Source organism: Bradyrhizobium sp. SSBR45G, assembly GCF_030159255.1.
Classification (GTDB): domain Bacteria; phylum Pseudomonadota; class Alphaproteobacteria; order Rhizobiales; family Xanthobacteraceae; genus Bradyrhizobium.
Genome location: NZ_BSCT01000032.1, coordinates 21,404 through 42,970 on the forward strand (window position 1 = coordinate 21,404; position 21,567 = coordinate 42,970).

The 21,567-nt window shown below is 65.7% G+C and carries 17 protein-coding genes; 10 read left to right on the forward strand and 7 right to left on the reverse strand.

Annotated elements, in window-relative coordinates; all coding sequences use genetic code 11:
- Window positions 1-126: 126 nt before the first annotated feature.
- Both QQL87_RS28375 and QQL87_RS28380 read left to right on the forward strand, forming a co-directional pair.
- Window positions 127-1,422: a dicarboxylate/amino acid:cation symporter gene (locus tag QQL87_RS28375; protein WP_284422326.1), complete on the forward strand. Its 1,296-nt coding sequence runs from the start codon at window positions 127-129 to the stop codon at window positions 1,420-1,422.
- 11 nt (window positions 1,423-1,433) lie between these two features.
- Window positions 1,434-2,360 (forward strand): amino acid ABC transporter substrate-binding protein, encoded by a 927-nt coding sequence (locus QQL87_RS28380; RefSeq protein ID WP_284422325.1) that lies wholly within the window; start codon window positions 1,434-1,436, stop codon window positions 2,358-2,360.
- 55 nt (window positions 2,361-2,415) lie between these two features.
- On the opposite strand, the gene QQL87_RS28385 is transcribed toward QQL87_RS28380, so the two are convergent.
- Complete coding sequence (locus QQL87_RS28385; RefSeq protein WP_284422324.1) at window positions 2,416-3,369, reverse strand: ATP-grasp domain-containing protein; 954 nt, start codon at window positions 3,367-3,369, stop codon at window positions 2,416-2,418.
- Here QQL87_RS28385 and QQL87_RS28390 point away from each other — a divergent pair.
- The 4 genes from QQL87_RS28390 (at window position 3,369) to QQL87_RS28405 (ending at window position 8,072) form a co-directional block, all read left to right on the forward strand.
- Complete coding sequence (locus QQL87_RS28390; RefSeq protein WP_284422323.1) at window positions 3,369-3,584, forward strand: hypothetical protein; 216 nt, start codon at window positions 3,369-3,371, stop codon at window positions 3,582-3,584. The two genes, QQL87_RS28385 and QQL87_RS28390, sit on opposite strands and share 1 nt — an antisense overlap.
- A gap of 72 nt (window positions 3,585-3,656) precedes the next feature.
- Window positions 3,657-4,430, forward strand: coding sequence for a ferredoxin--NADP reductase (locus QQL87_RS28395; protein ID WP_284422321.1), 774 nt, complete (start codon window positions 3,657-3,659; stop codon window positions 4,428-4,430).
- 210 nt (window positions 4,431-4,640) lie between these two features.
- Window positions 4,641-6,206, forward strand: coding sequence for an acyl-CoA synthetase (locus QQL87_RS28400; protein ID WP_284422319.1), 1,566 nt, complete (start codon window positions 4,641-4,643; stop codon window positions 6,204-6,206).
- A 243-nt stretch (window positions 6,207-6,449) separates the two neighbouring features.
- Window positions 6,450-8,072 carry an FMN-binding glutamate synthase family protein gene (locus QQL87_RS28405; protein ID WP_284422317.1) on the forward strand — a complete coding sequence of 541 codons (1,623 nt, stop codon included), beginning with the start codon at window positions 6,450-6,452 and terminating at the stop codon, window positions 8,070-8,072.
- 229 nt (window positions 8,073-8,301) lie between these two features.
- On the opposite strand, the gene QQL87_RS28410 is transcribed toward QQL87_RS28405, so the two are convergent.
- The 6 genes from QQL87_RS28410 to QQL87_RS28435 form a co-directional block, all read right to left on the reverse strand.
- Window positions 8,302-9,603 (reverse strand): ABC transporter ATP-binding protein, encoded by a 1,302-nt coding sequence (locus QQL87_RS28410; protein WP_284422315.1) that lies wholly within the window; start codon window positions 9,601-9,603, stop codon window positions 8,302-8,304.
- Between the two features lie 15 nt (window positions 9,604-9,618).
- On the reverse strand, window positions 9,619-11,352 hold the full coding sequence (locus tag QQL87_RS28415) for an ABC transporter permease (RefSeq protein WP_284422314.1): 1,734 nt from the start codon (window positions 11,350-11,352) through the stop codon (window positions 9,619-9,621).
- 1,038 nt (window positions 11,353-12,390) lie between these two features.
- Entirely contained in the window at window positions 12,391-13,701 is a 1,311-nt protein-coding gene (locus tag QQL87_RS28420; RefSeq protein ID WP_284422313.1) for a hemolysin family protein, read from the reverse strand.
- 451 nt (window positions 13,702-14,152) lie between these two features.
- Complete coding sequence (locus QQL87_RS28425; protein ID WP_284422349.1) at window positions 14,153-16,147, reverse strand: carbohydrate porin; 1,995 nt, start codon at window positions 16,145-16,147, stop codon at window positions 14,153-14,155.
- A gap of 372 nt (window positions 16,148-16,519) precedes the next feature.
- Window positions 16,520-16,798, reverse strand: a complete 279-nt coding sequence (locus tag QQL87_RS28430; protein ID WP_284422312.1) for a hypothetical protein — start codon at window positions 16,796-16,798, stop codon at window positions 16,520-16,522.
- A gap of 145 nt (window positions 16,799-16,943) precedes the next feature.
- Window positions 16,944-17,774, reverse strand: coding sequence for a creatininase family protein (locus tag QQL87_RS28435; protein WP_284422311.1), 831 nt, complete (start codon window positions 17,772-17,774; stop codon window positions 16,944-16,946).
- Between the two features lie 92 nt (window positions 17,775-17,866).
- Between QQL87_RS28435 and QQL87_RS28440 the strand changes: the two genes are divergently transcribed.
- From QQL87_RS28440 to QQL87_RS28455, 4 genes are read left to right on the forward strand one after another with little or no spacing between them, the layout of a single operon-like run.
- Window positions 17,867-18,898: an ABC transporter substrate-binding protein gene (locus QQL87_RS28440; protein ID WP_502871227.1), complete on the forward strand. Its 1,032-nt coding sequence runs from the start codon at window positions 17,867-17,869 to the stop codon at window positions 18,896-18,898.
- Window positions 18,899-18,925: 27 nt separating this feature from the next.
- Window positions 18,926-19,726 (forward strand): ABC transporter ATP-binding protein, encoded by an 801-nt coding sequence (locus QQL87_RS28445; RefSeq protein WP_284422310.1) that lies wholly within the window; start codon window positions 18,926-18,928, stop codon window positions 19,724-19,726.
- Entirely contained in the window at window positions 19,723-20,538 is an 816-nt protein-coding gene (locus tag QQL87_RS28450) for an ABC transporter permease (RefSeq protein WP_284422309.1), read from the forward strand. Before QQL87_RS28445 ends, QQL87_RS28450 begins: the two co-directional genes overlap by 4 nt.
- Window positions 20,538-21,521: a 2-hydroxyacid dehydrogenase gene (locus QQL87_RS28455; RefSeq protein WP_284422308.1), complete on the forward strand. Its 984-nt coding sequence runs from the start codon at window positions 20,538-20,540 to the stop codon at window positions 21,519-21,521. The genes QQL87_RS28450 and QQL87_RS28455 overlap by 1 nt, the downstream gene beginning before the upstream one ends.
- Window positions 21,522-21,567 lie beyond the last annotated feature (46 nt).

Genomic DNA, 21,567 nt, shown 5'->3' on the forward strand with positions numbered 1-21,567 from the left:
GCGCTGCAGGCCGATGCCATGGAGGCTCATATCGGAAACCCGCATCCCGGCTGGCTGCGACATGTTGCGCACTTGTCAAAATCTGCCAAACTCAACTCAGCCGGGAGTTCTGCTTGGGGGTGACGGATGTCGAACAGGTTCACGCAATATATCCTGATTGCGATGGTGCTTGGAATCGTGATGGGGACGTTGATCTTCAACCTCATGCCCGATAGCCGGGCAGAGCTTGCCGCCGACATCAACCTGATCGCCATGCTGTTCCTGCGCCTGATCAAGATGATCATCGCGCCTCTCGTGTTTGCGACCCTGGTCGGCGGCATCGCCCATATGGGATCGGGCGCCAAGCTCGGGCGCATCTTCGCCAAGACGATGGGATGGTTCCTGAGCGCCTCCTTCGTGTCGCTCCTGCTGGGCCTCGTGATGGTCAATCTGCTCCAGCCCGGCGCGAATTTTCCTGGGACGCTGCCGGACAAGGCTCAGTCGACCGGGCTGCCGGTCTCTGCGTTCTCGGTCGAGAAATTCCTGACGCACCTCATTCCGACCTCCATCGCGGATGCGATGGCGCAGAACGAGATCCTGCAGATCGTGATCTTCGCGGTGTTCTTCTCGATCGCGATGGGGGCGCTGCCGGAGCGATCGAAGGCACTGCTGCAGCTGATCGACGATATCGGCCACATCATGCTGAAGGTGACGAGCTACGTCATGCTGTTCGCGCCGCTCGCGGTGTGGGCCGCCATCACGGCGACGGTCGCCAAGAACGGTCTCGGGGTGCTCTGGAAGCTCATCGTCTTCATGGGTGGCTTCTATCTGTCGCTGCTGATCCTGTGGGCCATCCTGGTGGTGGTCGGCTTCGTTGTCATCGGGCCGCGTTACAGCCATCTGCTGAAGTTGATCCGCGAGCCGCTGATGATCGCGTTCTCGACGGCGAGCTCGGAAGCGGCCTACCCGAAGACACTCGAAGGCCTGAACCGCTTCGGCGCCTCGAAGCGGATTTCGAGCTTCGTGTTGCCGCTCGGCTATTCCTTCAATCTCGACGGCACCATGATGTATTGCACCTTCGCGAGCATCTTCATCGCGCAGACCTACAAGATCGACATGCCGCTGGGAACGCAGCTGGCCATGCTCGCCACCTTGATGATCACCTCGAAGGGCGTGGCCGGCGTGCCGCGCGCGTCACTGGTGGTGATCGCTTCCACGCTCTCGCAATTCGGGATTCCCGAGGCTGGATTGCTGATGATCATGGGCATCGACACCTTCCTCGACATGGGCCGGAGCGCCACCAACGTGATCGGCAACACCCTTGCGACCTCTGTGGTCGCGAAGTGGGAAGGCGAGCTCGGGCCGGAGCACGCGCTCGGCCCGTCCGACGTGGTCCCGCCCGACATGATCCCCGGCGAGGTTCCGGCCATGGCCGGACAGTGAGGGAGGAGGCGATGCGCCGTCGCACAAGCTTCGCAACGCTCGTGATCGGCGCCCTGGTGGCGTCTGCCTTTGCGCACTCGGCTGTTGCCCAGAGCGCAAGCAGCGAAGGCCTGTCGCCGACCCTTGCGGCGATCAAGGCGCGGCACGTCGTCAATCTCGGCTACCGCGAGAGCTCTCCGCCGTTCTCCTTCCTGGATCAGGCAGGGCGTCCGATCGGCTACAGTCTCGAGCTGTGCGAGGCGGTCGTGGAGGAGATCGGCACCGAGATCGACGATCCCGCCTTGCGCATCGCGTATGTGAAGGTGACCTCCGACGACCGCATCGCGGCCGTGGTGAACGGCACGATCGATCTCGAATGCGGTTCGACCACCGCCAATGCCGAGCGTGCCAGGCAGGTGGCCTTCTCGCCGCTGATGTTCGTCGCCGGCACCAAGCTGATGGTGCCGAAGGGGGCGGCGATCTCGGCGGCGACTGACCTCAAGGGCAAGACGGTGGTGGTGACCAAGGGCACCACCAATGAGGTCGCGATCCGTGACGTCGACCGGAAGTTCGCGCTTGGCCTCACTGTCGTGACCGCGCCCGATCACGAGCAGTCCTACCAGATGCTGGTCGACGGCAAGGTCGATGCGTTCGCCACCGATGACATCCTGCTCTCCGGCCTGATCGCGCGGCACAAGGCGCAGGATCGGTTCCGCGTCACGGGCGACTATCTGTCCTACGATCCGTATGGGATCATGTTCCACAAAGGCGAGCCGCAGCTCGCAAGTGTCGTCGAGCGGGCCTTCCGCAGGCTCGGCTCCAATCACGATCTGATTCCATTGTACAACAAATGGTTCGTTGCGCGTCTTCCGACCGGGGAGAGGCTCAATGTGCCGATTTCACCGCAGCTCGAACAGGCCTTCCACGCGCTCGACGACAGCCCGGGGGCAAACAACTGACGGTGGAGACATCCTGCCGCGACCGTAGCGGCTGCGACGCGTGCCCGGCTCTCCTTCATCGCGTTGGCTGAGCCCCGAAGACCTTGTCGAGCGCGGCGAAGTAGGCCATCTCGACCTGCTCCGGCGCGTGGCGGCCGAGCGCTTCCATCTTCACGCCCGAATTGATTTCGAGCACCTGCCAGCGTCCGTCGGCCATGATGACGTCGACCGAGGCGTAGCGGATGTCGATGGCACGCGCGGCCTCGCGGGCCAGCGCGGTGCAGGCCTCGCGCAGTGGGCCGTCCTCCAGCAGCATCGGCTTAGCCCCGAATTCGAGATTGTGCCGCCAGCTCAGCAGACGCTGCTCGCCTTGCGGGATGATGGCATCGAGCGTCGGTGCATCGAACTCTGCAGCGAGTCGTCGGATCAACGGCGCGTGCTCCTGCACCGGCACGGTCCCGAGCGCGAGCTCGCGCAGCGAATGGGCGCCGTCTCCCGTCACCACGGGCCGTTGCTTGCGATAGACGATCAGCGGTACGTCATCGAGCAGGATCACCCGGACTTCGTCCGCGATCTCCAGCAGCGGTGCGATCGCCGCGCTCGCGCCGGTGTCGAAGATGCGGGTGAGCGCGTGCTTGAGCTCAGCCGATGTCCGGACGCGCGTCACGGCCCGGCCCGACGTCCCCTCATTCGGCTTCACGACCAGCCCCTTCGGGTGCGTCTCGAGCCATTCCAGAATGGGCGTCCAGGCAGGCTCGCTCACACCGGTCAGCGCCGGTGCGAGGACGAATGCATGCGGGACAGCCGGAATGCCGGAAGACGCCAGCAGGCTCGCGGTCGCTGCCTTGTCGCACGCCAGTCTGTGCGCCACCGCACGGTTCAGGCCGAGATCATAGCCGAAAATGAAATGACGCCGGGGTGCATCGCCCAGCACCAGCAACCAGCCGTCCTCCCGGACGTCGAGGGCGATGCCCCGCTCGGCGCAGTAGCGGGTGACGGCGGCGAGCTGGAGTTCCGGATGGTTAATCATTGCTCAAGGAATGGGCCGGAGATGCGGAATTAAAGTGCTGGAAAATCGGAATCTCGGCAAGTAAATTACCCATATCGTTTGTGTACGAACGAATGGCCGATCGCGGCGAGCCGGCACGGGCCGGCATGCGTTTGATCGTGATCAATGGTGCATCCATGCGGGTTGATTATTTGCTGTTTTCACGTACATCAGGCGCCGAAATCGCTGGGATCTAAAGGGTTTTTGCGGTCCTGCCTCCGTCACGACTTGTTTCTTCCAACTTCAGCCCACGTGAAAAAACAAACGACATGAGCGCGTTCTATAAAGAGAAAGTTCTTTCCGTTCACCACTGGACGGACACGTTGTTCTCGTTCCGGGCGACCCGTGATGCGGGCTTCCGTTTCCAGAATGGCCAGTTCGCGATGATCGGCCTCGAGGTCGAGGGCCGCCCCTTGCTGCGCGCCTACAGCATGGCGAGCGCCAATCATGAGGAGGAACTCGAGTTCTTCAGCATCAAGGTGCAGGACGGCCCGCTGACCTCCCGGCTGCAGCAGATCAAGGAGGGCGACACCATCCTGGTCGGCCGCAAGGCCACGGGTACGCTGATCCCCGACAATCTGCTGCCGGGCAGCCGGCTGCTGCTGCTGTCGACCGGCACGGGCCTCGCCCCCTTCGCCAGCCTGATCAAGGACCCGGACGTCTACGAGCGCTTCGAGAGCATCGTGCTGGTGCATGGTTGCCGCCAGGTCGCCGAGCTCGCCTATGGCGAGAGCGTCGTCGCCAAGCTGCGCGAGGACGAGCTGTTCGGAGAGCTGCTCGACGGCAAGCTGCAGTATTATCCGACCGTCACCCGCGAACCGTTCCGGAACCGCGGCCGTATCACCGACCTGATCACGTCGCAGCAGCTGTTCAACGATCTCGGCCAGCATGAGCTCGATATCGCCAAGGACCGCATCATGATGTGCGGCAGCCCGGGGATGCTGGAAGAGCTGAAGGTCATGTTCGAGTCGCGCGGCTTCCTCGAGGGCAGCGGCAACCAGCCCGGCCATTTCGTGATCGAGAAGGCGTTCGTCGAGCGCTGAGCTGCCGGCCACCCGGCTTTGACATGTGTGAAAGAGCGCCTCGACGCAATCGGGGCGCTCTTTTCGTTGGCAATATCCTCCTTGCAGGCGTCCAAGCGGCTGTGCGATTTTCCCGTGCAGAAGCGGACCTTCAGACGTCCGACGCGAAACAGGGAGGGGACCCGGATTGCCCAAAGGGCGGCCATCCCCGCGACAACAAGGGGAACGGCCATGGATTCCATCGTTCGCAGGCAAACGCTCGGTGATCTCCTGCGGCGGAGCGCGGCGCGGATGCCGGGCAAGACGGCCGTGATCTGCGGCCACACGACCTGGACCTATGCCGAATTCAACGCCATCGTCGACCGCCTCGCGGCCGGTCTTGCGTCTCGCGGCGTCGGCAAGGGTGAGCGCGTCGCGATCCTTGCGCGCAATTCGCATGCCTTCGCCGCCCTGCGCTTCGCGCTGGCGCGGCTCGGCGCCGTCCTCGTGCCGATCAACTTCATGCTCAAGCCGGAGGAGGTCGCCTACATTCTCAAGCATGCCGGCGCGCGGCTGCTCGCGACCGACAGTGGCTTCGCCGGCGTGGCGCGCGCCGCCAAGGCGCTGGTGCCGGCCGTCGAGCAGCTGATCTGGCTGCCGTCGGAAGGCCGGAGCGAGCGGCAGGGCGACATGCTCGATTTCGCCGAGCTTGCCGCCTCGACGGCGCAAGTGCCCGCAGTCGAGATCGCGGGCAGCGACGTGGCGCAGATCGTCTACACCTCGGGCACGGAGTCGCTGCCGAAGGGCGCGATGCTGACCCATGACGCCGTGATCTGGCAGTATGTCAGCTGCGTGGTCGATGCCGGCATTGCCGCCGATGACGTCACCTTGCATGCGCTGCCGCTCTATCACTGCGCGCAGCTCGACGTGTTCTTCGGCCCGTCGATCTATGTTGGCGCCACCAACATCATCACGGCGTTTCCGACGCCGGACAATCTGCTGCCGCTGATCGCGAAATATCGCATCACCTCGTTCTTCGCGCCGCCGACGGTGTGGATCTCGATCCTGCGCTCGCCGCTGTTCGAGAGCACCGATGTATCGACGCTGCGCAAAGGCTATTATGGCGCGTCGATCATGCCGGTCGAGGTGCTGCGCGAGCTGGCGCAGCGGCTGCCGAAGGTGCGGCTGTGGAATCTCTACGGCCAGACCGAGATCGCGCCGCTTGCGACGATGCTGGGACCGGAAGATCAGCTGCGCAAGCCGGGCTCCTGCGGCCGCGCTGTTCTCAATGTCGAGACCCGTGTCGTCGACGACGACATGAACGACGTCGCGCCGGGCGAGGTCGGCGAGGTGGTGCATCGCTCGCCGCATCTGATGCTCGGCTACTTCCACGACGATGAGCGCACCGTCGCGGCCTTCCAGGGCGACTGGTTTCACTCCGGCGATCTCGCGACCATCGACGAGGAGGGCTACATCACCATCGTCGACCGCAAGAAGGACATGATCAAGACCGGTGGCGAGAACGTCGCCAGCCGCGAGGTCGAGGAGGCGCTCTATTTGATCCCCGAGGTCTCGGAAGTTGCCGTCGTCGGCCTGCCGCATCCGCGCTGGGTCGAGGCCGTGGTGGCGATGGTCGTGGTCAAGTCCGGCTGCGAGCTGACGGAGGAGGCGGTGCTGAAGCAGGCGTCTGCGAGGCTCGCGACCTTCAAGACGCCGAAGCGCATCGTGTTCGTCGATGCCCTGCCGAAGAATCCCAGCGGCAAGCTGCTGAAGCGGCAGCTGCGCGAGGCGCATTCGGGGCTGTTCGCGGAGGGGTGAGCGGCGCCGCCGGCTGGGGCCTTGCTCCGCAGCGGCTGGGGTCAAGGCCGCCGGTTCGCCCCAGGACCGCTGCCGCACCTGGCCATGCGGCGGGTTGATGGTGCAGTGCCGATGCCGATAGCCTGCGGCTATCGACATCGTGACATCATTGATGGCCGATCCCGCGCGCTTGTGTAACGATTGTTTCGTCAAGCGCGTAATATCGTCATTGTGGCCTGCCCTCGACCCTCCCTGAGGTATCCCATGGATACGCTGCTGCTTCCGTTCTCGCCGCGCTTCATCGTGCTGACGATCTGTGCCGTGGCGACGGCGCTGCTGCTCGTCCTCGGCATCTACGACCGCAAGATCTTCGATCTCGTCCTGATCCCGCTGTTGATCTTCGGCGCGCTGACCCTGCTTGGTGTCCGCGATCTCCTGCAGAAGAATCACGCGGTGCTGCGCAACTATCCGATCTCCGCGCATCTGCGCTTCCTGCTCGAGGAGATCCGGCCGGAGATGCGGCAGTATTTCTTCGAGAGCGAAAAGGACGGCATGCCGTTCTCGCGCGACACCCGCGCGGTGGTCTATCAGCGCGCCAAGATGGTGCTCGACAAGCGGCCGTTCGGCACCCAGGAGGACGTCTACCGCGAGGGCTATGAGTGGATGCACCACTCGGTGTCGCCCAAGCCGCATGCGGAGGAGAAGTTTCGCATTACGATCGGCGGCCCCGACTGCGCCAAGCCCTATTCGGCCTCGGTGTTCAACATCTCGGCGATGAGCTTCGGGGCGCTGAGCCCGAATGCGGTGCGGGCGCTGAATGGCGGCGCCAAGCGCGGTAGCTTCGCCCACGACACCGGCGAGGGTGGCTTCAGCCCCTATCACGCTGAGATGGGCGGCGACATCATCTGGGAGATCGGCTCCGGCTATTTCGGTTGCCGCCATCGCGATGGTACGTTCGATCCCGAGGCGTTCGCGCGGGTCGCGGCCACTGACCAGATCAAGATGGTCGAGCTGAAGATCAGCCAGGGCGCCAAGCCCGGGCATGGCGGCGTGCTGCCGGCGGCGAAGGTCTCCGAGGAGATCTCCAAGATCCGCGGTGTCGCGACCGGTGAGGACTGCATTTCTCCGGCGGCGCACCGCGCCTTCTCGACGCCCATCGGCATGATGCAGTTCATCGGCGAGATGCGGCGGCTGTCGGGGGGCAAGCCGGCCGGCTTCAAGCTGTGCATCGGCCACCCCTGGGAGTTCCTCGCGATCTGCAAGGCGATGCAGGAGACCGGCATCTATCCCGACTTCATCGTCGTCGACGGCAATGAGGGCGGCACGGGTGCTGCGCCGCTCGAATTCATGGACCATCTCGGCATGCCGATGCGCGAGGGCGTCAACTTCGTGCACAATGCGCTGGTCGGGATGAACATCCGCGATCGCATCAGGATCGGCGCCTCCGGCAAGATCGCCACCGCTTTCGACATGGCGCGCGCGATGTCGATCGGCGCCGACTGGTGCAATTCCGCGCGCGGCTTCATGTTCGCGCTCGGCTGCATCCAGTCGCTGAGCTGCCATACCGACCGCTGCCCGACAGGCGTCGCCACGCAGGACCCGTCGCGTGCCCGCGCGCTGGTCGTCCCGCACAAGATCGACCGCGTCTACAACTATCATCACGCGACCCTGCATGCGCTGACCGAGCTGCTCGCGGCGGCCGGTCTCGAACATCCGCAGGATCTGCGTCCCATCCACTTCTCACAGCGGACGTCGACCACCGAAGTGTCCTCCTTCGCGAAGCTCTATCCATCGCTGCGCCCGGGCGAGCTGCTCGACGGCACCCAGGACGTCCGCTTCCGCGATGCCTGGGCGATGGCGCGGCCCGATACGTTTGCGGCGGCGTGAGGATGTCGCACCACTCTTCGTGAGGTCGCACGCAGCATCCCCACCCTCGCTGTCATCCCCGCGCACGCGGGGATCCATAACCACAGGCGGTTGTTTGTGGCGCTGAAGGTTCAACGTGCCGCCTGCCTCAAGCGAGATCACGCGGTATGGGTCCCGGGTCGGCGTCCGCCAACGCTTCGCGTTGCCGGACTTGCCCGGGACGACGGCGGTGGTTGGAGTCATCAGCGCGCTAATGCGGGTTCTCCAGGCTAAAGGTCTCGGACTGCTCGTCATAGGCGAACAGTTCGGCGTAGCGGCCCCATGAGACGATGGTGTGCAGCGTCTCGTCGGCATAGTGCTCGGACATGTAGTCCTCGAGCTCGATGCGGAAGCGCGCGGCCGGAGCGGCGTGCGCGGGGCGGTCGTCGAGCACGCGGCGGATCAGGCCCATCAGCGGCACGTTCTCCATCAGATGCTGCGCGAACAGCTTCTTGCGTTCGTCGGTATCGAGATGGGCGAACCGCCGTCCGGCCTCGGTCAGGGTCAGATCGCCTTCGCTGAGCTGGCCGAAGCGCAGCAGCTGAAGCGCCTCGGCCAGCGGAAAGATCTCGTCGACCTCGAGCTGCAGATGCCCCGCCAGCACCGGCAGGTCGGCATGCCCATTATAGGGTTCGCCGGCGAGCGTCTCGATCAGGCCTGAGATCGAGTTCGACGAGACGTGGTTGAGCACCATGCCGACGCCGGCGCTCGCCGTGCTCGGCAGCTTCGGCTCGGGCCGCTGCGTCATGCGGGCGTAGAGGCTGTCGACGAGCTGGCGGAAGGCCGGATCGAGCCGGTTGCGCGGATGCGGCAGATCGATCCTGAACTCGGCGGCGACGCGGCCCGGATTGGAGGAGAACACCAACACGCGGTCGCACATCAGCACGGCCTCCTCGATGTTGTGCGTCACCATCAGCACCGATTTGATCGGCAGCCGGCCATCGGTCCAGAGGTCGACGAGGTCGGTGCGCAGCGTCTCGGCGGTCAGCACGTCCAAGGCCGAGAACGGCTCGTCCATCAGCAGCAGATCGGGATGCACCACCAGTGCGCGGGCAAAGCCGACGCGCTGGCGCATGCCGCCGGACAGCTCCTTCGGGTAGGCGGATTCGAAGCCGTCGAGGCCGATCAGGTCGATCGCAGCCAGCGCGCGCTTGCGCCGCTCGGCGCTGTCGATGCCGAGCGCCTCGAGGCCGAGCTCGACGTTCTGCAGCACCGTCAGCCAGGGAAACAGCGCGAACGACTGGAACACCATGGCGACGCCGCGCGGCGGCCCTGCGATGATCTCGCCGCGGCATTTGGCTTCGCCAGAGGAGGGCGACACCAGGCCCGCGATGATCCGCAGCAACGTGGACTTGCCCGAGCCGGAGCGGCCCAGCAGGCCGACGATCTCGCCGGCGCGGATCGTGAGGTCGACCTTCTCCAGCACCACGAGATCCTCGCCGCTGCCCTTCGGAAACAGCCGGCTCACGCCCTTGATCTCGATCAGCGATGTCTCTTTGACCTGGTCGCGCATGAACATCTCTCCCGGTCAGCCGAGCCGCAGCCGGCGTTCGCCGAAGGCGTAGAGCGGCCGCCACAGCAGCCGGTTGAACAGAGTGACGAGAAGGCACATCACGGCAATGCCAAGCACGACGCGCGGGAAGTCGCCGCGCTCCGTGGCGCCCGCGATGTAGGCGCCGAGGCCGCTCGCGGTCAGATGCGTGTCGCCCCAGCTCGCGACCTCGGCGACGATCGCCGCGTTCCACGAGCCGCCGGAGGCGGTGATCGCGCCGGTGATGTAATACGGGAACACGCCGGGCAGCACGACCTTGAACCACCAGCGCCAGCCGGTCAGCTGCAGGCTGGCGGCGGCCTCGCGCAGATCGGTCGGGAAGGCGCTGGCGCCGGCGATGACGTTGAACAGGATGTACCACTGCGTGCCCAGGATCATCAGCGGGCTGAGCCAGACATTGGCGTCGAGGCCGTAGCGCACGATCAGCACGACGAACACCGGGAAGGCGAGGTTGGCCGGGAAGGCCGCGAGGAACTGCGCCAGCGGCTGGATGCGCTCGGCGAGCTTCGGCCGCAGCCCGATCCAGACGCCGACGGGGACCCAGATCAGCGAGGCCAGCGCGATCAGCACGGCGACGCGGACCAGCGTGATCAGGCCGTAGCCGATCGCGGCGAGGATGTCGGCGGGCGCCAGCGTCGCCGAGAGATAGAGATAGGTCTTCCAGCCGGCATAGGCGCAGCCGACGATGACCACCGCAAGCCACAGCCCGTCGACCAGTTGTGACGGCGGCGCGTGGCGCACCGGGCCGCTCCAGGCCCGGGGCCAGTTGAGGCGCAGGTTCGAGAACGTGCGGTTGAGCGCGGCGAACGGCACGGACAGCTTGCGCAGCGCGCGGGTGCGGCGGAACAGGTCGAGCATCCACGAGCTCGGCGGATTGCCGGAGGCGGTCTGCTCGAAGCGGAACTTGTCGGCCCAGGCCACGATCGGGCGGAACAGCAGCTGGTCATAGGCGGTGATGACGAGCAGCATGGTCAGCAGCGCAGCGCCGATCGCGGCGAGATCCTGCTGCTGGATCGCCAGCGCGACATAGGAGCCGATGCCGGGCAGCGTCACCGTGGTGTTGCCGACCGTGATCGCCTCGGACGCCACGACGAAGAACCAGCCGCCGGACATCGACATCATCGCATTCCAGATCAGGCCGGGCATCGCATAGGGCACGTCGAGCCGCCAGAAGCGCTGCCAGCCGGAGAGGTGGAAGCTGCGCGTCGCCTCTTCCAGGTCCTTCGGGACGTTGCGCATCGACTGGTACATGCTGAAGGTCATGTTCCAGGCCTGGCTGGTGAAGATCGCGAACACGCAGGCGAGCTCGGCGCCCAGCACCTTGCCCGGGAACAGGTTCATGAAGAACACGACGGTGAAGGTCAGGAAGCCGAGGATCGGCACCGACTGCAGGATGTCGAGCAGCGGGATCAGCACGATCTCGGCGCGCCGGCTCTTGGCCGCCAGCGCCGCGTAGACAAAGGTGAACACCAGCGAGCAGACGATCGCGAGCAGCATGCGCAAGGTGGTGCGCAGCGCGTACAGCGGCAGGTTGGCCGGATCGAGCGACACCGGAGCCACGTCCAGCGCCGACAGCGGCTGCGTGGTCTGCTCGCCGCCATAGACGATCAGCACCATCGCGCCGACCACGATGATCAGCGCGACCACGTCCCAGACGTTGGGACGCACGGCGTCGCGCAGCACGGTGGTCCTGATGTCCTGAAGCATCATCCGCGTGTCTCGTCTTCTCGTCCGCAGCCGACGGCTCCGGACGTCTTGTTGTCGTGGCGCTGAGGGCTGGTTCGCGCCGGCAGGGCTGCCGGCCAAATCCGCACCCTAAGTGCCCTCTGTGATGGTTTGATTTCAAGCGGCGTCTGGCGGGATCCGGCCCCCGTGGTCGGGCCTATCAAAGGATACGCCGGGCGCGTCTTCACGTTCCCGCGACATCGGATGTCCGGGCTGTGCCTGATGCTCGGCCCTCGGCAGATGTGAGGGCGCAGGGAAGGCCGGACCTCGACTGAGGCCCGTGGCCCGCCTGCGAAAAAAATGCAGGCGGCAGGTACCACAGGTTCAGCCGGACGACCCGGCCCTCCCTGCGCGATCGGTTTTAACGGCTTATACGTGCTCTCCTCGGTGCACCGGGCTTTCTGGCCACCGTCACCGGCGCGATGCGTGAGCACCGCACTGATTTGACCCCAGCGTCGGGAGGTCAGGACCACACGATTTCACCGTCCGTGACGACAACGCTCGTCCAGCGCCGCCATCCCGTCCATCGCATTGCCGGTCCAACGTTCGTGACGACGCGTACGCCCCTCATCCGGACCGGAATGGGAGCAGCATAGAACATGATTTATGATTTTCGGAAGAGATTTATTTTTCGCGCAGGCTCTTGAAACGGGGCTCGTCATTGAGGCCGCAGGGGAAATGGGTGTTTCGGCGCAGGTTGTCGGAGTGGTGCATCTGCCATCTGTTGTCGTGTTGGAGATCCGCACTCTGCCCGACGGGCGAATCGGACAGGAGTTGTTGGTGCACGCAGAGCGCGCCGCGCTCGGTGCACCTCTCCCCGCTCTTTGCGGGGAGAGGTCGGATTGCGAAGCAATCCGGGTGAGGGGCATGGCACAAGCGGAGCCGCAGTGCAGGTCCATCGGACTCATGCGCAGGTGCTTGATAGCGAGCGCCGCCCGTGCGGCTGCCCCTCACCCCGACCCTCTCCCCGTGAAGAACGGGGAGAGGGGGCGCACCTGTCGGCGCCGAGACAGGTGGGCTCAGCTACCCCACGTTCGGCTCGCCGCCATCGGGGCCGAGCTTGGTGGCCAGGATCTTGTCGATGCGGCGGCCGTCGAGGTCGATGATTTCGAATCGCCAGCCTTCGAGCTCGAAGCTCTGGCCGACCTCCGGCACGCTGCCGAAGTGCTGCAGCACGAGGCCGGCGACGGTGTGGTAGCCGCGATGCGGCGGCACCTCGATCGCCAGCACGTCGGCGAACTCGTCGAGCGGCATCCAGCCGGAGACCAGCAGCGAGCCGTCGTCGCGGCGGACGCAGGCGGGCTCCGGCGGGCCTTCCTCGGACGAGAAGGCGCCGACGATCGACTCCAGAATATCAGCCGCGGTGACCACGCCTTCGAACGCGCCGTACTCGTCGTGGACGAGCCCCATATGCACGGGAGCAACCTTCAGGATCGCGATGACGTCGCGGGCATCGACGGTCGACGGGATGATCGGGACCTCGCGCACCAGGCCGCGCAGGTCCGGGGTCTCGTCGCGCAGATAGGCCGCCAGCAGGTCCTTGGCCTGCAACACGCCGATCGGGCGGTCGCGCTCGCCGTCGGACACCGGCAGCCGCGAATGCGGGCTTTTCGCGAGCAGCTCGCGGATCACCTTGGGATCGTCGTTGAGATCGATCACGTCGACCTCCGGCCGCGGCGTCATGATCGCGCCGACCGGGCGATCGCCAAGCCGCATCACGCCCGCGATCATCTCCTTTTCGCCGGGTTCGAGCACGCCGGCGGTCTCGGCCTCGCGGACGAGATGGTGGATCTCCGCCTCGGACACCTTCTCCTCGCCCTCGCCGGAGCGGCCGAGCAGCGCCAGGATCAGCTTGCCGGAGAGATCGAGCAGCACCACCAGCGGCAGCGACACCTTGGCGAGCACCTGCATCGCCGGCGCGACACGGACGGCGACGGCCTCGGGATCGCGCAGCGCGAGCTGCTTCGGCACCAGCTCGCCGACGATCAAGGTCGCATAGGTGATCGAGGTGACGACGAGACCGACGCCGACGATGTCGGCAACCGAGGCCGACAGGCCGGCTTCCAGCAGCCATTGCGTCAGGCGCTGCCCCAGCGTGGCGCCCGAGAAGGCGCCGGAGAGCACGCCGACCAGGGTGATGCCGATCTGGACCGTCGACAGGAACCGGCCGGGGTCCGACGCCAGCGTCAGCGCCCGCCGTGCGCCGGTAATGCCCTTTTCGGCCAGCATCGCCAGCCGGGCCGGCCGCGACGACACGATCGCGAGTTCGGACATCGACAACAGGCCGTTGACGACGATGAGGACGACGATGATCGAGAGTTCGACGGACAGCATTGCGACCTGTGGAGGTGCCCGGATGGGCAGGGAACGGGGACAGGTCCTAGCATATGGGGATGGCAACCGCCCAATGCCGCTGTGCGTTGGGCGCATGGCTGGGTGCGGGTGGGCGGTCAGATTGGGCACTTGCCGCGCCTGGACCCCCGCTGTCGTCCCCGCGAACGCGGGGACCCATAACCACCGGCCCTGATGAGGCGGGCAACTGGCAGTCACGTTCCTCGATAGCTTCCGCGGTATGGGTCCCCGCGTTCGCGGGGACGACAGCGATTTTGACGAGGCGTTGTGGCTCTACAGCGTCATTGCGAGCGCAGCGAAGCAATCCAGGGGCGCGGGCGGGACTCTGGATTGCTTCGTCGCTTCGCTCCTCGCAATGACGGCCGTGGAGAGGATCTGGCTTTATCCCGCGGCACTCGCCTCGGCAGGCGCTAACGCAGCAGCGACGTCACCCTCAGAAATCCCCGTGCAGGCGCCCCGAGAAGATCGACACCGGGCCGCGGTCGGCGTTGTAGGCGGGGTTGTTGACGAACTGGTAGTCCGCCGTGAAGGTCAGATATTTGTTGATCGCATAGGCGTAGTAGGCCTCGATGATGTTCTCGCGCTTGTAGTTCAGCGCGCCGTCGCCGATCAGCGGGCCTAGGCCGCCGGCGGCGAGGAAGGCGCGGTGGTCGCGCGACAGGCCATTGGTCACGCCGGCGATGCCGATGGTGTCGTCGGGCCGTCCCCAGCGGTTGCCCTTGATCGAGGTGCCGAACGACAGGCTGTTGTCGATGTCGGTGAACGCCATGATCTCGGTCTTGCCGTCGTTCCAGCTCCAGCGGCCGAACAGGCCGACCTCGTCCGACAGCGCCTGGTCGAAGCTGACCACGTAGCCGTATTTGCTGCGGCCGCGGCGGGTCTGGCTGATGTCGAGATTGAGGGCGGGATTGTCGAGCGTCTCGCGGTAGCTGCCGGAGAAGACGCTGTTGAACCAGCCGATGGTGCGCAAATGTCCCGGTTGCGAGAACAGCTGATAGCGCGTCTCCAGCTCGACGACGTAGCTGCCGCGCCGGAACACGTTCATGTCGAAATTGTTCGAATTCGACACGGCATCCATCAGGAAGTAGCCGGTGCGGAGCGCCCAGCTCTTCTGGTTCAGCTCGGCCGTCGCGCCATAGGTCAGGCCGAGCTTGTCGGCGGCATAGTCGAACGCGCCGGGCGCCCAGATCGACCAGTTCATGAAATCCTTCCGCGCGTCCTTGGCGTAGGCGTTGCCGTCGAACACGTCGAGCACGGGGAACTTGCCGATCTGGAAGGTCAGCCGCGAGATGTCCTGCTTGCCGGAGAGCTGCAGCTGGCCGCTGGCGAGCTGCTCCTGCTCGCCGCCGAAGCCGAAGGTCTGGCGCAGGAACAGCCGCGAGGTGTTGTAGTGCGGGTAGGGGAAGTCCGACTTCTGCGCCTCGCCGTTGGAGAAACCGCCGATACCGACGGTGTTGCTGAGGCCGAAGCCCTGCAGCAGCTCCGGATTGTAGTAGACCTCGCCACCGTCCCACAGACGCGCGTTGACGAAGAGGCTGTTGCTCCAGGTCTCCTGGAACTGGCGCGCCGGCGTCAGGCTGTTGGCGCCGGTATAGGCGGCACGGAACGCCGGATAGCCCTGGCCGATCACCGTGGCCTGGCCGTGGATCTCCCAGCGATCCGATTCGGTGTCCGACGGATCGTTCTTGAGCTTCAGCTCATTGCCGCCGGCGAAGTCGAGCTTGCGGTTGAGGCCGACGCGCAAGGTCTGGAATTCGAGCGCGGAATTGTAGCTGGCGCCGTTGCCGAAGCGGACGCCGCCGTTCTCGAACCGGTTGTAGAGATATTCCAGCCGCCAGCTCCAATGCGGCGCGAAGGCGCGCTCGATGCCGGCGCCGGCCACCCAGCCGAGCCGGGTCGTCAGCCGCTTGTCGTCATTGCCGGCGGCATCGGTGTTGATGAAGCGGCCGCCGGTCCAGGCAAGGCCGCCGGTGGCATAGACGAGCCAGTCGCCCTGGGCATAGCCGACGCGGCCGCGCGCGGTGGCGACATAGTCCCACAGCTCCGACACGTTCGATGCCGGCGTACCGAGCATCGCCACGGTGTGGTTGGAGGTGAGATAGTTCGGGAAGCTGAAATCGCCCTCGAGGCCGAGCAGCAATCCAGACCGCGTGACCCAGTTGTAACCGGCCTGCGCGCCGCCGGTGAGCCCGTTGAACGGGCTGCCGGTGCTCACCACGCCGCTCGGGTCCGTCAGCGTCGCCCTGGCATGATCGCGGGTGTAGCCGGCGTGGACGCCGACATAGAGCCCCGTCCAGTCGAACACGGTCTGCGCCATCCGCGCCTTGACCGGCAGGTCGGCCGCGACGGCAGGCGCCGCGAGCGGGCCGAGCGTGGCGATCATGGCGCCTGCCACGATCATCTCTCTGGTGCAGTTCGAGCGGATCATGGCGGCAAAGTCCCAGGCAAAGCACACGACACGGATGGTCCTCAGAACCTCATTGCCCGCGCACAGTCACGAGAAGAATACGGAATCGCCCATGTTCGATCGCCGCCGGGTGCAAAGCGTGGCAAATTGTGGATAACGTTTAATGCAAATAACTCGCAACAGGAAGCAGGCCTCAGACCCTGTGCCTTGTTTGCCGTGGCTGTGTGACGTCTGTGCAACAAAAAGCCCGCCCGGAGTTCGCCGGGCGGGCTGTTGTGACGCGGGTCGGGGCTGAGGGGGCACCCGCGTCCAGGGCGGGAGAGCAAGTGGGCGAATGGCTGCAGTGCGGGGACGGCCCTGCCCGGGCCGTTCGGCGAGGCTGATGCCCCGGCATCAATAGCCGCAGGCCCGGACGCGGCCGACATACTGGCCATAGACGTTGTACTGCGGCACCCAGCGGCAATAGCGATAGCCACCACCGTAATAGGGGCCGTCATTGCTGGCGGCGATCGCGCTGCCGACGACGGCGGCACCCAGGAGGCCGGCTCCGACGCCCCAGCCCCAGCCATGATGGAAGCCGTGGGCTTCGGCCGGCTTGGAGGTTGCAGCGATGCTGCCGGTCACGGCGAGCGCGGCAAGCGCGACAGCGGCAATCTTGGACTTGATCGACATGGTGGAGGCTCCTGTTGGCGTTGGGGCGGCCGGTCCTGGCCGCTTGCCCAATTGGACGGAGCCTTTTCGAAAGCGGTTCGATTCGCCCGAATGCGGGTCGGGCGAATGTAAGATTCATCTTTTTAGTCAGAGGCTTGATATCGATTTAGCGGCGCGCTAGCGGGCCATCGCGCAGCGTGTTCACGTCGAAGTTATCGACGTCCTGGAGGAGCGCGCAGAATCCGCGGGCGCCGTGCTCGAGCACGCGTTCGCCCTTCTCGGCCGAAGCCTGCGTGGCGTCGCCGACGGCGCCGCTCAGGTTCAGATCTTGCGTCTGCCAGGCCAGCGGCGCCGGCCGCTGGGTCGACAGCACGCGGTTGCTGCTCTCCATCGCAGCGCCCGAGGATGCGAAATTGGCAATGGCGTCGCTGCGCACCAGCTCCGGATGACGCGCCTGCATGATCGAGGTCTCGACGGCGCCGCCGTGGATGCCGTGGCGCAGCTCGTCGGACGAAAACAGGCCGTCGGGCGCGCCGAAGCGGGACCAGGACGTCGTCACCACCAGCATGCGATGATCAGCCCGCAGGTCCTGCGCGACCAGGGTCATCGCGGCGCTGTTGCCGCCATGGCTGGTGACGATCACGAGCTTCCTGATGCCGGCGCGCGCGACGCTGTCGCCGATGGCGCGCCAGCTCTTCAACGCCACGCTGGTCGGCACGGTCAGCGTGCCCGGATAGTCGATATGCTCGGTCGAGATGCCAACCGGCTGCACCGGCAGGAATGTCACCGGCAACGCCTGCGGCAGCAGCGCGCGGACGCGGGCGAGATAGGCTTCCGCGATGTAGACGTCGGTGCCGAGAGGCAGATGCGGCCCGTGCTGCTCGGTGGCGGCGAGCGGCAGCACCGCGATCCAGCGCGCCGTCCCGGGCGTTCCCGACACAAGCGTCTCAAAGGCGGGCCAATGCAGCTCGGTCCAGTCGCGGGGCGGCAGGGTCATTGCGCGGGCTGTTTCCTTCGTCCGTCGGGCAGGGTAGTTATCGCTCCATTGATCTTAACATGTTCATCGAGAAAGAACCGGGGAGACCAGACATGGCGCAGTCGCTTCTGTCGCGAACGTTAATGGCGGCATTGCTGGTCTTGGGCGGGAGTTTGGCTGGAATGGCCTCGGGCGCCCAGGCCCAGACCCTGGACAAGGTCTCGTTCGGCACCAACTGGGTCGCCGAGGCCGAGCATGGCGGCTTCTTCCAGGCCGTCGCCGACGGCACCTACAAGCGCTACGGGCTGGACGTGACGATCGTGCCCGGCGGTCCGAACGAGAACAACCGCATGCTGCTGATCTCCGGCAAGATCGAGTTCTTCATGGCGGCGAACACGCTGATGGCGTTCGATGCGGTCGCCAACAACGTCCCGGTGGTGTCGATCGCGGCGATGTTCCAGAAGGACCCGCAGGTGTTCCTGACGCATCCGGAGTCCAGGATCACCAAGCTGGAGGAGCTGAAGCCGCTGACGCTGTTCGTGTCCAAGGAGGGCATCTCCAGCTACTATCAATGGCTGAAGTCTGAATACGGCTTCTCCGAGAAGAACGTCCGCCCCTACACCTTCAACCCGCAGCCTTTCATCGCGACCGCGCAGAGCGCGATGCAGGGCTACGTCACGTCCGAGCCGTTCGCCGTCGAGCGCGCCGCCGGCTTCAAGCCCGGCGTGATCCTGCTCGCCGACAACGGCTTCAACACCTACTCGACCCTGATCGAGACAAGGCGCGACCTGATCGAGAGCAAGCCGGACCTGGTGCAGCGTTTCGTCGATGCCTCGATCATCGGCTGGTACAACTACATCTACGGCGACAACTCCGCCGGCAACGCGCTGATCAAGAAGATGAACCCGGAAATGACCGACGATCTGCTGTCCTACTCGGTCGCCAAGATGAAGGAATACGGCATCGTCGATTCCGGCGACAGCGTCGACAAGGGCATCGGCGCCATGACCGAGGAGCGCATCACCAGCTTCTTCGACAAGATGGTGCGGGCCGGCGTGGTCAAGCCGACGATCGACTACCGCAAGTCCTATACCACGCGCTTCGTCAACAAGGGCGTCGGCGTCGACCTCCGGCCGAAGCAATAGGACGACGCGCATCGACGCTGTCAGCAGATGAGTTCGTCCCCTTCGTCCGAGCGCGCCGCGGGCCTTGCGGTGCGCATGCGCGGCGTCACCAAGGTCTACGACTCCGGCGTTGCCGCGCTCGGGCCGATCGATCTTGCGGTCCGGACAGGCGAATTCGTCTCGCTGCTCGGCCCCTCCGGCTGCGGCAAGTCGACGGCGCTGCGGCTGATCGCCGGTCTCGCCAGCCCGAGCAGCGGCTCGCTCGATGTCGCGGCGTCCACGTCCACTACGCACGCGGGTCATCGCATCGGCTTCGTGTTCCAGGAGCCGACCCTGATGCCCTGGACCAGCGTGCGCGACAATGTGGGCCTGCCGCTGAAGCTGTCGCATGTGCCGGCCGTCGAGGCGCGGCCGCGGATCGATGCGGCGCTGGCGCAGGTCGGCCTTGCCGATTTCGCCGACGCCTTTCCGCGCGAATTGTCGGGCGGCATGAAGATGCGGGCGTCGCTGGCGCGCGCGCTGGTGACGCGGCCGGACATCTTGCTGATGGACGAGCCGTTCGCAGCCCTCGACGAGATCACGCGCTTCCGCCTCAACGACGATCTGCTGGCGCTGTGGCGCAGCCTGAACATGACTGTCCTGTTCGTCACCCATTCGGTGTTCGAGTCGGTGTATCTGTCGCAGCGCGTGCTGGTGATGACGGCGCGGCCCGGCCGGCTCAGCGCGGAGATCGGCATCGAGGCCGAGACGCGCGATGACGCGTTCCGCGCCTCGGCTGCTTATGCCGAGTACTGCCGTCGCGTCTCGGACGCGCTGGCGCCGGCCTACACCGGAGTGCATGCGCTGTGAGCGCCGGAGGGCAGCGAGGGACATCCACCGCGGGCACGCGCCTGGCGAGCCTGGCCTTTCCGGCCGTCGTCTTCGTCGCCGCGATGACGATTTGGGAACTGGTGGTCCGCATCAACGGTATCCCGCCCTATGTGCTGCCGGGCCCGCTGCTGGTGCTGAAGACGCTGGTCAGCGACTGGGACATTCTGGCGCAGTCGTTGCTCACGACGCTGATCACGACGCTCGAAGGCTTCATCGCCGCAGCCCTCGGCGGCATCGCGCTGGCGCTGCTGTTCAACCAGTCGCGCTGGCTGGAATGGGCGCTGTTTCCCTATGCCGTGGTGCTGCAGGTCACGCCGGTCATCGCGATCGCGCCGCTGCTCCTGATCTACCTGCCGCAGCAGACCGCGGTGGTGACGTGCGCCTGGATCGTCGGCTTCTTTCCGGTGCTGTCGAACACAGCGCTCGGCCTCAGCTCGGTCGACCGCAATCTCGCCGGACTGTTCCAGCTCTATGGCGCGTCGCGCTGGCAAACCCTGCGCCATCTGAAACTGCCGGCGGCGCTGCCCTACATTCTCGGCGGCCTGCGGATCGCCGGCGGCCTGTCGCTGATCGGCGCCGTCGTCGCCGAGATCGCGGCCGGCAGCGCCGGCGCGGGCTCCGGTCTCGCCTATCGCATCGCGGAATCCGGCTATCGTCTCAACATCCCTCGCATGTTCGCAGCATTGGTGCTGCTGTCGGTCGCCGGGATTGTCATTTATGGGTTGCTGGCGCTAGTTTCGCACCTCGTTTTGCGGCGCTGGCATGAGAGCGCGCTTGGAAAGGATAACTGATGGCGGCTACTTCGTCTGACAAGGTCGATGTTCTGATCTATGGGCCGTTGCGGCCGATCCTGGAAAAAGGTTTCCCGGACAGCTTCAACGTGCACCATGCGACGACGCAGGCCGATCTCGAAGCGCTGCCGGCGGACGTCAAGGGCCGGATCCGCGGCGTCGCCGTGACCTTCCACACCGTCAAGACCGATGCTGCCGTCATGGCGATGCTGCCGAAGCTCGAGATCGTCGCGAGCTTTGGCGTCGGCTATGACCACGTTGCCGCTGCCCACGCCGGCCAGCACGGCATCATCGTCACCAACACGCCGGATGTGCTGACCGAGGAGGTTGCCGACGTCGCGCTGGGCCTGCTGATCGCGACCTGCCGCGAGTTCATCAAGGCGGATCGCTTCGTGCGCTCCGGCGAATGGACCTCGAAACCCTATCCGCTCAGCGTCGGCTCGCTGCGCGACCGCACCGTCGGCATGGTCGGCATGGGCCGCATCGGCCAGGCGATCGCGCGCCGGCTCGAAGCCTCGCTGGTGCCGGTCGTCTATCATTCGCGCAAGCCGGCCGATGGCGTCGCCAACAAGCACTATCCCGATTTGTTACAGATGGCGAAGGACGTCGACACGCTGGTCGTGATCGTGCCCGGCGGCGCCAGCACCAACAGAATCGTCAATGCCGAGGTGCTGAAGGCGCTGGGGCCGCGCGGCGTCGTCGTCAACGTCGCCCGCGGCTCGGTCATCGACGAGCCGGCGCTGGTGGAGGCGCTGAAATCCGGCACCATCCTCGCCGCCGGCCTCGACGTGTTCGAGAAGGAGCCGGCGGTGCCGGACGCGCTCAAGGCGATGGACAATGTCGTGCTGCTGCCACACATCGGCTCGGCTGCCATCGTAACCCGCAACGCGATGGATCAGCTGGTGGTCGACAACCTCAAGGTCTGGTTTGCCGGCAAGCCGCCGCTGACGCCCGTTCCGGAAACGCCGGTGAAAGGCCGCTGATGAGTCGTGCTCGCCCGCTCCTGATCGCGCTTGTGTGGTTCGCGGC

Excerpts from the sequence above, each read along its gene's own strand:
- QQL87_RS28375 (WP_284422326.1), top strand. The coding sequence starts at position 127 with ATGTCGAACAGGTTCACGCAATATATCCTGATTGCGATGGTGCTTGGA.
- QQL87_RS28380 (WP_284422325.1), top strand. The coding sequence starts at position 1,434 with ATGCGCCGTCGCACAAGCTTCGCAACGCTCGTGATCGGCGCCCTGGTG.
- QQL87_RS28385 (WP_284422324.1), bottom strand. The coding sequence starts at position 3,369 with ATGATTAACCATCCGGAACTCCAGCTCGCCGCCGTCACCCGCTACTGC.
- QQL87_RS28395 (WP_284422321.1), top strand. The coding sequence starts at position 3,657 with ATGAGCGCGTTCTATAAAGAGAAAGTTCTTTCCGTTCACCACTGGACG.
- QQL87_RS28400 (WP_284422319.1), top strand. The coding sequence starts at position 4,641 with ATGGATTCCATCGTTCGCAGGCAAACGCTCGGTGATCTCCTGCGGCGG.
- QQL87_RS28405 (WP_284422317.1), top strand. The coding sequence starts at position 6,450 with ATGGATACGCTGCTGCTTCCGTTCTCGCCGCGCTTCATCGTGCTGACG.
- QQL87_RS28410 (WP_284422315.1), bottom strand. The coding sequence starts at position 9,603 with ATGCGCGACCAGGTCAAAGAGACATCGCTGATCGAGATCAAGGGCGTG.
- QQL87_RS28415 (WP_284422314.1), bottom strand. The coding sequence starts at position 11,352 with ATGATGCTTCAGGACATCAGGACCACCGTGCTGCGCGACGCCGTGCGT.
- QQL87_RS28420 (WP_284422313.1), bottom strand. The coding sequence starts at position 13,701 with ATGCTGTCCGTCGAACTCTCGATCATCGTCGTCCTCATCGTCGTCAAC.
- QQL87_RS28425 (WP_284422349.1), bottom strand. The coding sequence starts at position 16,147 with ATGATCCGCTCGAACTGCACCAGAGAGATGATCGTGGCAGGCGCCATG.
- QQL87_RS28430 (WP_284422312.1), bottom strand. The coding sequence starts at position 16,798 with ATGTCGATCAAGTCCAAGATTGCCGCTGTCGCGCTTGCCGCGCTCGCC.
- QQL87_RS28435 (WP_284422311.1), bottom strand. The coding sequence starts at position 17,774 with ATGACCCTGCCGCCCCGCGACTGGACCGAGCTGCATTGGCCCGCCTTT.
- QQL87_RS28440 (WP_502871227.1), top strand. The coding sequence starts at position 17,867 with ATGGCGCAGTCGCTTCTGTCGCGAACGTTAATGGCGGCATTGCTGGTC.
- QQL87_RS28445 (WP_284422310.1), top strand. The coding sequence starts at position 18,926 with ATGAGTTCGTCCCCTTCGTCCGAGCGCGCCGCGGGCCTTGCGGTGCGC.
- QQL87_RS28455 (WP_284422308.1), top strand. The coding sequence starts at position 20,538 with ATGGCGGCTACTTCGTCTGACAAGGTCGATGTTCTGATCTATGGGCCG.